Here is a 13,049-nt window from a genome sequence, read left to right on the forward strand (position 1 = left end):
TGTGGTGTCAACGCGCCGGTAGTGAGAGGTCCTGCGGCTCAGGCCCCCATCACCGTATCCCGGCCGGCCCGAAGGCCGGAACACCGGCCGGCGGGCAGCCACGATCGATGCGCTCCGCGATGCTCACCGAGCCGCCTGGTCCGGCGAGGTGCTTTGGCTGAGCCAGCGCTCGATGCAGGCGAGCAGGTCCTCCGCGTCGACCGGTTTGGTGACGTAGTCGCTGGCGCCCGACGAGATGCTCTTCTCCCGGTCGCCGTGCATCGCCTTGGCGGTGACCGCGATGATCGGCAGGTTCGCGTACTTCGGCATGGCTCGGATCGCCGCGGTGGCCGCGTAGCCGTCCATCTCCGGCATCATCACGTCCATCAGGATCAGGTCGATGTCGTCGTGCTGGGCGAGCACGTCGATGCCCTTGCGGCCGTTCTCCGCGTAGACCACCTCCATCCCGTGCAGCTCCAGGATGTTGGTCAGGGCGAACACGTTGCGGGCGTCGTCGTCGACCACCAGCACCTTGCGGCCGGCCAGGTCCTGCGCCAGGCCGGAGACGCCGGCCATCGTGTCGATCGGCATCGGCGGCGGCATCACCGGGTGCCCGGCCTCGGTCGACAGGTGCAGGGTGATCCGCTCGCGCAGCTCGTCCAGGCTGGCCAGCGGCTCCAGCGGCCGGGTCTGCGCCAGCGCCTGCAGCAGCGTGTCGTTGCCCAGCGGCGCGTGCTGGCTGCGGTACACCAGCACCGGCAGGTCGCGCAGGTCCGCCTCGTCGTGCAGCGCCTTGAGGAAGTTCGCGCCGTTGTCGCCCGGCATGGCCAGGTCGAGCACCACCGCGTGGAAGGGCTGGGCGCGCAGCTCACCGATCGCGGCGTCCGGGGTGATCGCGGTCGCCACGTCGATCGCCCCGTGCGTCTCGGACACCGAGGCCGCGGCGCCCCGCGCGATCAGCGTGAGCAGGCCCTCCGCCTGGCTCTCCACGACCAGCAGCCGGCGCGGCGCGGCCGGTCCGGCCGGCGGCAGCGGCACCACGAGTTCCGGCCGCACCGGCGGCGTCGCCACCACGCCCGGCCCGGTGGCCTGCTGGACCGGCATGTAGAGGGTGAAGGTGCTGCCCTGCCCGAGCGCACTCTGCGCGTTGATCTCGCCGCCGAGCAGCCAGGCGATCTCCCGGCTGATCGACAGGCCCAGCCCGGTGCCGCCGTAGCGGCGGCTGGTGGTGCCGTCGGCCTGCTGGAACGCGTCGAAGATCGCGGTGAGCTGCTGCTCGGCGATGCCGATGCCGGTGTCGGTCACCCGGAACGCGATCACCGTCTCGTGCCCGGCCAGCGCTGGCGAGAGCTCCTCGGGCCGGGCCAGGTCGATGCGCAGCCGGACCCCGCCCTCCTCGGTGAACTTGACCGCGTTGGAGAGCAGGTTGCGCAGCACCTGGCGCAGCCGCTGCTCGTCGGTGAACAGCCCGGCCGGCACGTCGGCCGCGGTGGACACCTCGAAGTCCAGGCCGCGCGACGTGGTCAGCGGGCGGAACGTCGCCTCGACGTAGCCGAGCAGGTGGCGCAGCTCGAACTCCTCCGGGGTGATGTCCATCTTGCCGGCCTCGACCTTGGACAGGTCCAGGATGTCGTTGATCAGCTGGAGCAGGTCGGTGCCGGCCGAGTGGATCACGGTGGCGTACTCGACCTGCTTGGGGGTCAGGTTCCGGTTCGGGTTCTGCGCCAGCAGCTGAGCGAGGATCAACAGCGAGTTCAGCGGGGTACGCAGCTCGTGGCTCATGTTGGCGAGGAACTCGGACTTGTACTTCGAGGCCAGCGCGAGCTGCTGGGCGCGGGCCTCGAGCTCCTGGCGGGCCTGCTCGATCTCCGAGTTCTTCGTCTCGATGTCGCGGTTCTGCCGGGCCAGCAGCGACGCCTTGTCCTCCAGCTCGGCGTTCGAGCGCTGCAACTCCTCCGACCGGGCCTGCAGCTCCTCGGAGCGGGCCTGCAGCTCGGCGGCGAGCCGCTGCGACTCGGTGAGCAGCACATCGGTACGGGCGTTGGCCACCATCGTGTTCACGTTGACGCCGATGGTCTCCATCAGCTGGTCCAGGAAGTCGTGGTGCACCTGGGTGAACGGCGTCATGCCGGCCAGCTCGATGACGCCCAGCGCCTGGTCCTCGACCAGGATCGGCACCACGACCACCTGCATCGGGGCGAGCGAGCCGAGGCTGGACGAGACGGTGAAGTACCCGGGCGGCATCTCGTCGACCACGATCCGGCGTTTCGCCACGGCGGCCTGGCCGACCAGGGACTCGCCGAGGGCGTACCGCTGGCCGGAGCCGTTGTGCCCGTAGGTGCCGACCACCCGCAGGTCGGCGCCCGCGCCGGTGTCCTCCACCAGCAGGAAGGTGCCCAGCTGCGCGCCGACCAGCGGGACCAGCTCGTTCATCACCAGCGAGGCGACCACCTCGAGGTCACGGTGGCCCTGCATCAGCGACGAGATCCGGGCCAGGTTGGTCTTCAGCCAGTCCTGTTCCTGGTTGGCCCGGGTGGTCTCGCGCAGCGACTCCACCATGAAGTTGATGTTGTCCTTGAGCTCGGCGACCTCACCGGAGGCGTCCACGGTGATCGAGCGGGTCAGGTCACCGGTGGCGACCGCACTGGTGACCTCGGCGATCGCCCGGACCTGCCGGGTGAGGTTCCCGGCCAGCTCGTTGACGTTCTCGGTGAGCCGCTTCCACGTACCGGAAACGCCCTCGACCTCGGCCTGGCCGCCGAGGCGGCCCTCGCTGCCGACCTCCCGGGCCACCCGGGTGACCTCGGCGGCGAAGCTGGACAGCTGGTCGACCATGGTGTTGATGGTGGTCTTGAGCTCCAGGATCTCGCCGCGCGCGTCGACGTCGATCTTCTTGGTCAGGTCACCCTGCGCCACCGCGGTGGTCACCTGGGCGATGTTGCGCACCTGGCCGGTGAGGTTGTTCGCCATCGAGTTGACGTTGTCGGTCAGGTCCTTCCAGGTGCCGGCGACGTTCGGCACCCGGGCCTGACCGCCGAGCCGGCCCTCGGTGCCCACCTCGCGGGCCACCCGGGTCACCTCGTCGGCGAACGCGCTGAGCGTGTCCACCATCGTGTTGATCGTCTGCGCCAGGACGGCGACCTCGCCCTTGGCCTCGACGGTGATCTTGCGGCTCAGGTCGCCCTGCGCCACCGCGGTGGCCACCAGCGCGATCGAGCGCACCTGGTTGGTCAGGTTGGAGGCCATCACGTTGACGTTGTCGGTCAGGTCCTTCCAGGTGCCGCCGACGTTGAGGACCCGGGCCTGACCGCCGAGCCGGCCCTCGGTGCCCACCTCGCGGGCCACCCGGGTCACCTCGTCGGCGAACGCGGACAGCTGGTCGACCATCGTGTTGATGGTCTCCTTCAGCTCGGCGATCTCGCCGCGCGCGTCCACCCGGATCTTCTGGGTCAGGTCACCGCGGGCGACCGCGGTGGTCACCTCGGCGATGCTGCGCACCTGGGCGGTCAGGTTGTCACCCATGACGTTCACCGACTCGGTGAGGTCCTTCCAGGTGCCGGAGACGCCCTTGACGTCCGCCTGCCCGCCGAGCCGGCCCTCGGTGCCCACCTCGCGGGCCACCCGGGTCACCTCGTCGGCGAAGCTGGACAGCTGGTCCACCATCGTGTTGATGGTGTTCTTCAGCTCCAGGATCTCGCCCCGGGCGGTCACCGTGATCTTCTGCGACAGGTCGCCCCGGGCCACCGCGGTGGCCACCTGCGCGATGCTGCGCACCTGGTCGGTCAGGTTGCCGGCCATCGAGTTCACCGAGTCGGTCAGGTCCCGCCAGGTGCCGGCGACCCCGCTTACCTGGGCCTGCCCGCCCAGCCGGCCGTCGGTGCCGACCTCCCGGGCCACCCGGGTCACCTCGTCGGCGAAGCTGGACAGCTGATCGACCATCGTGTTGATGGTGCTCTTCAGCTCCAGGATCTCGCCGCGGGCGTCGACGGTGATCTTCTGCGACAGGTCGCCGCGGGCCACCGCCGTGGTCACCTGGGCGATGTTGCGCACCTGGTTGGTCAGGTTGCCGGCCATGAAGTTCACCGAGTCGGTCAGGTCCCGCCAGGTGCCGGCCACCCCGGGCACCTCGGCCTGCCCGCCCAGCCGGCCCTCGCTGCCCACCTCGCGGGCCACCCGGGTCACCTCGTCGGCGAACGACGACAGCTCGTCGACCATGGTGTTGATGGTGTTCTTCAGCTCCAGGATCTCGCCGCGCACATCCACGGTGATCTTCTGCGACAGGTCGCCGCGGGCCACCGCGGTGGCCACCTGCGCGATGTCGCGGACCTGGTCGGTGAGGTTGCCGGCCATCGCGTTCACCGAGTCGGTCAGGTCCTTCCAGGTGCCGGAGACACCCGGCACCTCGGCCTGCCCGCCGAGCTGGCCCTCGGTGCCCACCTCGCGGGCCACCCGGGTCACCTCGGAGGTGAACAGCGACAGCTGATCGACCATGCCGTTGAAGACGGTCGCGATCTCGCCGAGCAATCCCTCACCGTCGTCCGGCAGCCGGGTACCGAAGTCGCCGTCGCGCACCGCGGTCAGACCGGCCAGCAGTTGCCGCAGGTCACGGTCGGCCACCGCCGCACCGGCCACCGCACCGGCCGCCGGTTCGTGCATGGTCACGTCGTCGTCCACAGGAAGATCTCCACCGCTCGCCGATTCCCCACCGCGCCCAGGCCAAGCACGATGATCGGCGGTAAGTATGCACTGATCCCCGTCGGTGGCCGTACCGACGTTCGCGCCTGCGGGGGACGGACCGCTCCCGTACCGGAAACGGTCCGCCGGGGTTGCCGTCAGGCGAAGGTGGAGAACGTGTGGGTGGTGGTGGAGGTGTAGACGTCGCCGGGGCGCAGGACGGTGGACGGGAAGGCGGGCTGGTTGGGGCTGTCCGGGAAGTGCTGGGTCTCCAGGGCGAAGGCGTCGCCCTGCCGGTACTGGCGGCCGGAGACGCCGCGGAGCCGGCCGTCCAGGAAGTTGCCGGAGTAGAACTGCAGGCCCGGCTCGGTGGTCTCGACGGTGAGCCGGCGCCCGGAGCGCAGGTCGTCGGCCACTGCGGCGTCCGGGCCGGACAGCACGTAGTTGTGGTCGTAGCCGAGACCGAAGGCGAGCTGCGGGTCCGGGTCGCGCAGGCGGGCGCCGATCGGCTGCGGGTCGCGGAAGTCGAACGGGGTGCCGGCGACCGGCGCGACGGTGCCGGTCGGGATCAGCGTGGCGTCGACCGGCAGGTAGTGCGCGGCGTTGATCCGCAGCAGGTGGTCGTTGATCGTGCCGGTGCCCTCGCCGGACAGATTCCAGTAGGCGTGGTTGGTCAGGTTGACCACGGTGGCCCGGTCGGTGGTCGCCCGGTAGTCGATCCGCAGCCGGTGCTGGTCGTCGAAGGTGAAGGTCACCGTGGTCTCGACGGCGCCCGGGAAACCCTCCTCGCCGTCCGGCGACGTGTAGCTCATCCGGACCCCGCCGTCGTGTTCGGCGGCCGACCAGACCCGCTTGTCGAAGCCCCGCGCGCCGCCGTGCAGCGCGGTCTCCCCCTCGTTCGCCGTGATCTTGAACGTCTCCCCGTCCAGGGTGAACGTCCCGCCGGCGATCCGGTTGCCGTAGCGGCCGATGGTCGAGCCGAAATACGGGTTCGCCGGGTCCAGGTAGCCGGCCAGGTCGGCGAAGCCGAGCGTCACGTTGCCGAGAACGCCGTCGCGGTCCGGGACCAGCACCGACTGGATGGTCGCGCCCCAGGTGAGGATCGACACCGCCGCTCCGTCCGCGGCGGTCAGCGTCCACTTCTCGATCCCGGTGCCGTCGGGCAGTGCGCCGAACGGAGTGCTGTCGATACTCGTCATGATCCAGTTCTACGCTGGGCCCGGAACGCTGACAACGGAGGTCCCCGCATGCGAGCGCTGGTTTTCACCGGGCCCGGCCGAGCCGAGGTGCGGGACGTGCCGGAGCCGCAGGCCGGACCGGGGCACGTGGTCGTCGAGGTGGAGCGGGTCGGGGTGTGCGGCACCGACGTGGAGCTATTCACCGGGGAGATGAGCTACCTGCACACCGGGGTGGCGTCCTATCCGCTGCGGCCCGGGCACGAGTGGGCCGGGACGGTCGTCGCGGCCGGGCCCGGGGTGGACCCCGGCTGGGTCGGGCGGCGGGTCACCGGCGACACCATGATCGGTTGCGGGGAGTGCGCCCGCTGCCGGGCCGGGCGGCACCACGTCTGCCCGGCCCGGCACGAGCTGGGCTGCCGGGACGGGCTGCCGGGGGCGCTCGCCGAGCGGCTCGCCTTCCCGGCCGCCTATCTGCACGAGCTGCCCGGCTCGGTGGACGCCACGCTCGGGGCGCTGGTCGAGCCGGGCGGGAACGCGCTGCGGGCGGTCCGGGCGGCGGCCGTCGCGCCCGGCGAACGGCTGCTGATCATCGGGACCGGGACGATCGGGCTGCTGGCCGCGATGTTCGGCCGGGCGCACGGCGCCGAGGTGCACCTGCTGGGCGAGCAGCCCGCCGAGTCGGTGTGGACCCGGGCGACGCTGCCGGACCTCCCCTGGGACGGAGTGATCGACGCGACCAACGGGGCCGGGATCCCGAAGCTCGCGGTCGACCTGGTCGAGCCGGGGCGGACGGTGGTCTACATCGGGCTGGCCGGGACGCCGAGCCTGGTGGACACCCGGGAGATCGTGCTGAAGGACGTGACGACGGTCGGGCTGCTCGGCGCGTCGGCGGGGCTGGGCGGGGCGATCACGGCGTACGCGGAAGGAAAGGCCGACCCGCGGCCGCTGGTCGCGGCCACGGTCAGCCTGGAGGAGATCGTCGGCGTGCTGGCCGGGAAGCGGCCGCCGGGCGCCGGTCCCGGCCCGAAGTTCCACGTCGACCCGCGGCTCGGTCAGGGCAGGTAGATCTGCTCCAACCGGACGACCTGGCCGTCCTTGATCCAGAACTGGATGGTGCTGTCCTCCGGAACGTCCTTGAGGAAGGTCGCGAGGCTCACCTTGGTCAGCCCGCTGCCCTTGAACTCGGCGATCAGCGAGTCGGCGGCGACCGGGACGGTGCGCAGCTTCTTGTTGTTGTTCCGCAGGTAGTAGCCGGTGCAGTAGTCGTTGTCCTGCTCGGTCTCGCCGTCCTCGGCGCAGGCCTTGACGGCTTGCTTGCCCTCGTACCACTCGACGAGGTCGTAGGTGATCTGCCGGGTGCCGGCGTCGCCGGAGCGCAGCAGCGCGTACTGGTGGCCGGTCGCCGGATCGGTGGAGCCGGACTGCTGCGCCTTGGTGGATTTCGAGCTGGGCTTGGCCGACGTGCTGACCGGCGCGGCGGAGGTGACCGGCGCCGCTTCGGTCGCGGTGGGCGCGGTGGCAGGGGCGCCTGTGGTCGCGCTGCCCTTGCTGTCGCAGGCGGCGACAAACAGCAGGAACAGTATCGGTACGAGAGCAAGCCTGCGGCTCATGTCTTCTCCGGGAGGGCGGGGCGTTGTGCCCTCGAAAGATAGGCCCCAGGCGCTACATCGCGCTGGTCGGTCATGGCAGTCCTGGCGTCCTCGATCAGCAGGACCACGATCAGGCGGCGCACACGGGCCACCGACCGAGCAGGTGATGGTTGCTGGGCGCCTGGTACGCCAGCAGCCGTCACGCCGTTGGCGGTAGCCCCATCAATTGCAGCGGGAAGTACAGCCGGACGCTGGTGGCATCGGTCGTGGTCCGGGTGAGCACGGAGTCCGCCGCTTGCCGGGCCACCCAGAGACCCATCGGGTCTTGCACGCTGACCGGGGACCGGTATCCGGCGTCGCCGGGGATCGGCCGGCATCCCGCGTCGTCGACCTGCACGATCAGGCTGTGGTCGCGGGCCCACGCGCGGACCCGGACCGGTGGGGCGCCGTGTCGGAACCCGTTGCTGATCACTTCCGAGCAGGCCAGCACCAGCTGGGCGTGGGCTGGGGCGTCGAATCCGTAGCTGTGCGCCCAGGCTCGCAGGTCCGCACGGCTGAGACGGAGCTGGTTCTTCGAGGTCAGCCGGGTGTCGAGGTCTACCTGTGCGGGCAACGGCGTCAGCGGCTGCTGGCCGCGCCGGATCAGGTAGTCGGCCGGATCGACGAAACGGGGGTTCGGCACCTCGCCCAGCGGCGTCAGCTCGTGGTCATGCGTTTCGTAGATGGCGTCGATGATCTCGGCGGGATACCGGCGGGCGTCCCACACACAGGTCCGCGAGCAGGTGGCTTCGGTGACGGTGTCGTTGGCGGCAGCCTCGTACCCGATCAGGGCGGTGAGACGGTCGGGCACCGGCGTGCCGTCGAGGGTCGGGTCCGGCTCACTGACCAGGTAGAGCGGCTGCCTCCTGGCATGCCGGTCCTGCATCACGCTGGCCAGATGCGAGATGGCGACGCCGAGGCGGGTACTGCGGGTCAGCGACGGGACCCACTGCACCATGTCGGCCGCGGCGCCCATCCGGTCGCGCACCCGGCGTTCGGTACCGGAACTGACGGCCACCAGCACCGCCCGCCCCGCATCGATCTGCCGGTACAGGTGCGGTACCAGCGAGTCGTCGATGGTCGTGTCGGACTCGACCACCAGCGCGGTGTGCCGGGGACCGTCACGGCGGGTCCCGTCCAACGTCGCGGTCAACGATCCTCCCCTCGTCACCGCCTGCGGGAATGCCGGGAATTCAACTCTTGTCCCTGGTATATCCGGCGTATTGCACAGGTGCAACGTCAGCGCCACCTGCGTGGAGCACAGCACCCGAACGGTCCTGTTCGCGCCCTTGGCCAGGGCCCCGAGCTGGACCAGTGCTGCAGGGTTCAGGGGCCGGCTATGTGAGAAGGCTTTCGACGCCGAGCATGCGCAGCACCTGTTTGACGCTGCGGTGAGGGTTGCGCAGCGTGCAGCTGAGGCCGCTGCGGGCCGCGGCCTGTTCTACTGCCAGCAGCTCGCGAACGCCGGCAGCGTCACAGAAGGTCACTCGCTCTGCGTCGATGACGAGCGTCGCAGCGGTGGTCCCTCCAAGGAGGGTCGTCAGCCAGCGTGCCAGGTTTCGGGCGTTGGCCATGTCGATCTCGCCGTCGAGGGTGACGACCAGCTGCTGGCTGTCCGTTCGTGTGACCGCGCCTGCCAGGGTTCCTCTGCTGTCGGCGCGCCAGTGGTGGGAGGCATCCTTACGCACGGCGATCCTGGCCGCCTCTCCTGCCGACGCCGCGCGCGGGCCGCCGTGGAATGGCCATGCAGGAACAGCTGGTCCCGGCGACCGGGGCTGCATCGGTCGGTGCGGCATCGGTGAGCGCTGCGGTCAGTTCTGCCATCTCCTACCCCCCAGGAGTAGTCGGCGTGAGGGCGTGCAGCGGGCTCAATGCGACGGACCGAGCATCAGATGCTGCAAGACGCATCTATTGAAGCCGGATGCTTGAGCGTCCGCGCACTTGAAAACTTTTGCAGCTGAGAAACAATACCATCGTTCGAAACATCATTGTCATGTTGAGCGTCGTCGGTCGCCCGGGCTATCGATCTGATCTTCCGGATTTCGCCGTGTATGTTGGACGCACGCTGCGATACTGCGCTGCTCAGCGGCTGTAGGAGCCGACAATGTCGTGACTCAAGCCATGGTGAGGGACTTCTTGTGACGGTGCCGCTGTACCAAGCGAAAGCCGAGATGTTCCGGACCCTCGGACATCCGGTGCGTATCCGCGTGCTGGAACTGCTCCAGTCCGGCCCCCGGCCGGTCCGCCACCTCATCGACGAGATCGACATCGAGCCGTCCAGTCTGTCGCAGCAGCTCGCGGTACTGCGCCGAGCCGGCATCGTCGTCTCGTTCCGCGACGGTGGCCAGGTCATGTACGCGTTGAGCACGCCCGCCGTCGCGGATCTGCTCGCCGCCGGCCGCAACATCCTGGCCGAGGTTCTCACCGACCGCGGCGGTCTGCTTGCCCAATTGCAGGCCCATCAGGACTCCAGCTAGCCGCGCCAGAGACCCAGCGCCCCGGGCTGGCCCACGTAGATCGACAATGCCTGCAGCAGGCGCTTCTCATCGAACCGTTCCTCCGTCATACGCCCTCATCGTTTCCATTCAGCGTGGCGTTGTCGCCACCGCACCGGAGACTGCGGCTCGGGTGGAGCGCGTGCAGCACTCGGCGGCCTTGGATGTTGGGGTTGAAACCGGCTCACTGTCGATTTGAAGAATTCTGTAACTTCAGATTAATGCGATCCGCAAATGGTAGAACGTGATCGGGTGTGCCGGAGTGTGGGTCACCCTTCCGGGTCGTGCGATGAGGGGCGGGTGTGGTTGGTGCCGATGGGTGCGGGCTCCTGCGTCGCGGCTTTCGTGTGCCTCCTCGGGCAGCAGCACCCCACCGACAGTGCCGGCCGTTGCGGGTCCAGTGGTGCGTGCAGGTGGGCGACGATCCCGGCTGTCAGCGGGGCGCAACCGGCAGGAATAGTTTCTCCGGGGGGAATAGATCCGACACAGACGGTAATGCCCGGCGAAGGAAAGTCGCCATCAAGATCATGACGTGGTGCGCCACGCAGTCGTCGCTTCCTCAGCTTCCCGATGATCACCGCTAGATGGGACCGCTCGTGGTTCGGTTGAACGAGGCAGTGTTGCGCGATCCGGTGCGGCTGGCGGCGGTGGGCGCCGTCCGCCGCCGATGGCCGGCCGCGCCGCCGCCGATGGATGCGATCGCCCGGCTGGCGGCGCGGCTGCTGAACGCGCCGATGGCGGCGATCACGCTGGTCGACGACGTACAGGAGCATTTCGCGGGTGTCCACAAGCTGCCCCCGGAGCTGACCGGCGACGGGCGGGCGTCGCTGACCTACTCGGTGTGCAAGTACATCGTCAGCCTCGACCAGCCGGTCTGGTCCGCCGACCTGCTCGCCGAGCAGGACGCGGAACTGCGCGAACATCCGCTGGCGCGACAGTTCGGGGTGCGCGCGTTCGCCGGGGTGCCACTGCGCGACGCGGGCGGCCTGCCGGTCGGGTCGCTGACCGTCCTGGACATCGTGGCCCGGCCGTGGCCGGTGGAGCACCTGAGCACCCTGGCCGAGGTCGCCGCGCTACTGCACGATGCGGATCAGCCGGCCGGGCCGGAAGCGGTGGACGGGCTGAATACCGGGGCCTTGCTCGACAGCGTGCAGGAAGCCTTCCTCGCCGTCGATCCGGACGGCGTCGTCGTCGGTTTCAACCAGGCCGCCCAGCGGTTGTTCGGCTACACCGCCGAGCAGGTGTGCGGCCGGCACCTGGACGCCAGCCTGATGCCCGGCTACGACGGGCAGCCGATCGACCTGGCCCTGGGCCGGCTGTTCGAGGCGGCGCCGCGCCGGCCGGTGCTGCGCAGCCTGACCATGCGACACCGCGACGGGCACCGGCTGCCGGTACGGGCCTCGCTGTCCGTGATCCGCAGCGCCGCCGGCGCCCTGGCCTGCGTCTTCCTCACCGACCTGACCGAGCAGAACGCCGCCGAGCAGCTCGTCGACCGGCACAGCAGCTTCCTGACCGCGCTGCTGGACAGCCTCTCGGTCGGGGTGGTCGCCTGTGACGAGACCGGCCGAGTCGTACTGCTCAACCACGCGTTGCGCGAGGTCCGGGGGTGGCCGAAGGACGCGCCGTTGCCGGCCGACTATCCCGCGACGCTGGGAAGTCTGCTGCGCTACCCCGACCTGCGGCCGATGCCGTGGCAGCAGACACCGCTGATGCGGGCCTTGCACGGCGAGCATGTCGTCGACGCCGATGTGATCGCCATCGTTCCAGGTCACCGGACGCGCCGGTTCTCCGCTACTGCCCAGCCGATCGTCGGCGCCGACGGCCGCCGGCTCGGCGCGGTCGCGGTGGCCCACGAAGTCACCGCGCTGCGCCGCGTGGAACGCTTCCGCATCTGTCATCAGGAGGTCGAACAGCAATTTCGCGTCGCGAAGTCGGCCGCCGACGCGGCGCCGGACATTCTGCGGGCGGTGACCTCCGCGCTGGGCTGGCCGTGCGCGGAGTTGTTCCTTCTCGATGAGGTCACCGGGTTGTTGCGCTCGGCCGGGCACTACGACGCCACCGGCCACCACGATGACGGGTTCTTCGGGCACACCCCGGTCCGCGGCCAGGGCATCACCGGCCGGGTCTGGGACAGCGGCCAGCCGATCTGGGTGCCCGACATCGCCGGTCTGGAGCAGCCCACACCATACGAGCTGGACCGCATCCGGATCTGTCTCGGCCGGGGCATCCGCACCGTGCTGGCGGTGCCAGTGCGTGACGGCGGCACCCTGCTCGGCGTGCTCACCTGCTACGCGAACACTCCGGAGTTCCACGAGGATCTGCTGACCGTGCTGCTCGACGGGGTCGCCGCGCAGATCGGTGTCTACGTGGCGCTGCGCCGCTCGGAACAGTTCGCCCGGCAGCTGACCCGCGCCCAGGACGACTTCATCGACCTGGTCGGCCACGAACTGCGCACCCCGCTCACCTCGATCGCGGCCAACGTCGGCCTGCTCGCCGACGAAGCGACCGCGTTCGACCCCGACCATCGGCACATGATCGAGGTGATCGGCCGCAACACCAGCACCCTGCAGCGGATCGTGGACACCCTGCTCGACCTCGCCGGCCTCGACTCCGGGCAGATACCGCTCAACGTTCAAGACGTCGACCTCTCCCGGGTCGTGTCCGACGCGATCACCGCCGCCAGCCGGCCCGGCATCGACACCGACCTGCCCGACCAGCTGCACGTCGGCGGTGACCCGGCCCGGCTCCGCCAGGTCGTCGACGACCTGCTCGCCAACGCCATCACCTACAGCCCACCCGACAGCCGGATCACGGTCACCCTGCAAGATCACGGCGGGCTCGCCGAGTTGACCATCGCCGACCACGGGATCGGCATCCCGGACGCGGAACACGAACGGGCACTGGACCGCTTCTACCGCGGCAGCAACGTGCGCCACCACGGCATCTCCGGCAGCGGCCTGGGCCTCAGCCTCGCCCAGACCATCGTGCGCCACCACCGCGGCACCATCACCCTCGACGACAACCAGCCCACCGGCACCATCGTCCGAGTCCGCCTGCCGCAGCACCGGTCCCGGCTGTAACGCCGGCAACATAGG

Annotated in this window: 8 protein-coding genes; 3 read left to right on the plus strand and 5 right to left on the minus strand. The window is 70.0% G+C overall.

The window, feature by feature from the left end; all coding sequences use genetic code 11:
* Nucleotides 1-123: 123 nt before the first annotated feature.
* Together BJY16_RS36495 and BJY16_RS36500 are read right to left on the minus strand one after the other, a co-directional pair.
* A complete protein-coding gene (locus BJY16_RS36495; RefSeq protein ID WP_185046834.1) occupies nt 124-4,635 on the minus strand; it encodes a HAMP domain-containing hybrid sensor histidine kinase/response regulator in 4,512 nt (1,503 codons plus the stop codon).
* A 176-nt stretch (nt 4,636-4,811) separates the two neighbouring features.
* Nucleotides 4,812-5,852 (minus strand): aldose epimerase family protein, encoded by a 1,041-nt coding sequence (locus BJY16_RS36500; protein WP_185044110.1) that lies wholly within the window; start codon nt 5,850-5,852, stop codon nt 4,812-4,814.
* Nucleotides 5,853-5,900: 48 nt separating this feature from the next.
* On the opposite strand from BJY16_RS36500, the gene BJY16_RS36505 reads away from it, so the two are divergent.
* On the plus strand, nt 5,901-6,896 hold the full coding sequence (locus BJY16_RS36505) for a zinc-dependent alcohol dehydrogenase (RefSeq protein ID WP_185044111.1): 996 nt from the start codon (nt 5,901-5,903) through the stop codon (nt 6,894-6,896).
* On the opposite strand, the gene BJY16_RS36510 is transcribed toward BJY16_RS36505, so the two are convergent.
* From BJY16_RS36510 to BJY16_RS36520, 3 genes are all read right to left on the minus strand, one after another.
* A complete protein-coding gene (locus tag BJY16_RS36510) occupies nt 6,884-7,441 on the minus strand; it encodes a hypothetical protein (protein ID WP_185044112.1) in 558 nt (185 codons plus the stop codon). The genes BJY16_RS36505 and BJY16_RS36510 overlap by 13 nt on opposite strands.
* Before the next feature lie 178 nt (nt 7,442-7,619).
* Nucleotides 7,620-8,708, minus strand: coding sequence for an MEDS domain-containing protein (locus BJY16_RS36515; RefSeq protein ID WP_185044113.1), 1,089 nt, complete (start codon nt 8,706-8,708; stop codon nt 7,620-7,622).
* Between the two features lie 88 nt (nt 8,709-8,796).
* Nucleotides 8,797-9,147, minus strand: coding sequence for an STAS domain-containing protein (locus tag BJY16_RS36520; protein ID WP_185044114.1), 351 nt, complete (start codon nt 9,145-9,147; stop codon nt 8,797-8,799).
* A 450-nt stretch (nt 9,148-9,597) separates the two neighbouring features.
* Between BJY16_RS36520 and BJY16_RS36525 the strand changes: the two genes are divergently transcribed.
* A complete protein-coding gene (locus tag BJY16_RS36525) occupies nt 9,598-9,936 on the plus strand; it encodes an ArsR/SmtB family transcription factor (RefSeq protein ID WP_185044115.1) in 339 nt (112 codons plus the stop codon).
* A gap of 638 nt (nt 9,937-10,574) precedes the next feature.
* Nucleotides 10,575-13,034, plus strand: a complete 2,460-nt coding sequence (locus BJY16_RS36530; RefSeq protein WP_185044116.1) for an ATP-binding protein — start codon at nt 10,575-10,577, stop codon at nt 13,032-13,034.
* The last annotated feature ends 15 nt before the right edge of the window (nt 13,035-13,049 follow it).

Source organism: Actinoplanes octamycinicus, from assembly GCF_014205225.1.
GTDB lineage: Bacteria > Actinomycetota > Actinomycetes > Mycobacteriales > Micromonosporaceae > Actinoplanes > Actinoplanes octamycinicus.

Excerpts from the sequence above, each read along its gene's own strand:
- BJY16_RS36500 (WP_185044110.1), bottom strand. The coding sequence starts at position 5,852 with ATGACGAGTATCGACAGCACTCCGTTCGGCGCACTGCCCGACGGCACC.
- BJY16_RS36495 (WP_185046834.1), bottom strand. The coding sequence starts at position 4,635 with ATGCACGAACCGGCGGCCGGTGCGGTGGCCGGTGCGGCGGTGGCCGAC.
- BJY16_RS36510 (WP_185044112.1), bottom strand. The coding sequence starts at position 7,441 with ATGAGCCGCAGGCTTGCTCTCGTACCGATACTGTTCCTGCTGTTTGTC.
- BJY16_RS36505 (WP_185044111.1), top strand. The coding sequence starts at position 5,901 with ATGCGAGCGCTGGTTTTCACCGGGCCCGGCCGAGCCGAGGTGCGGGAC.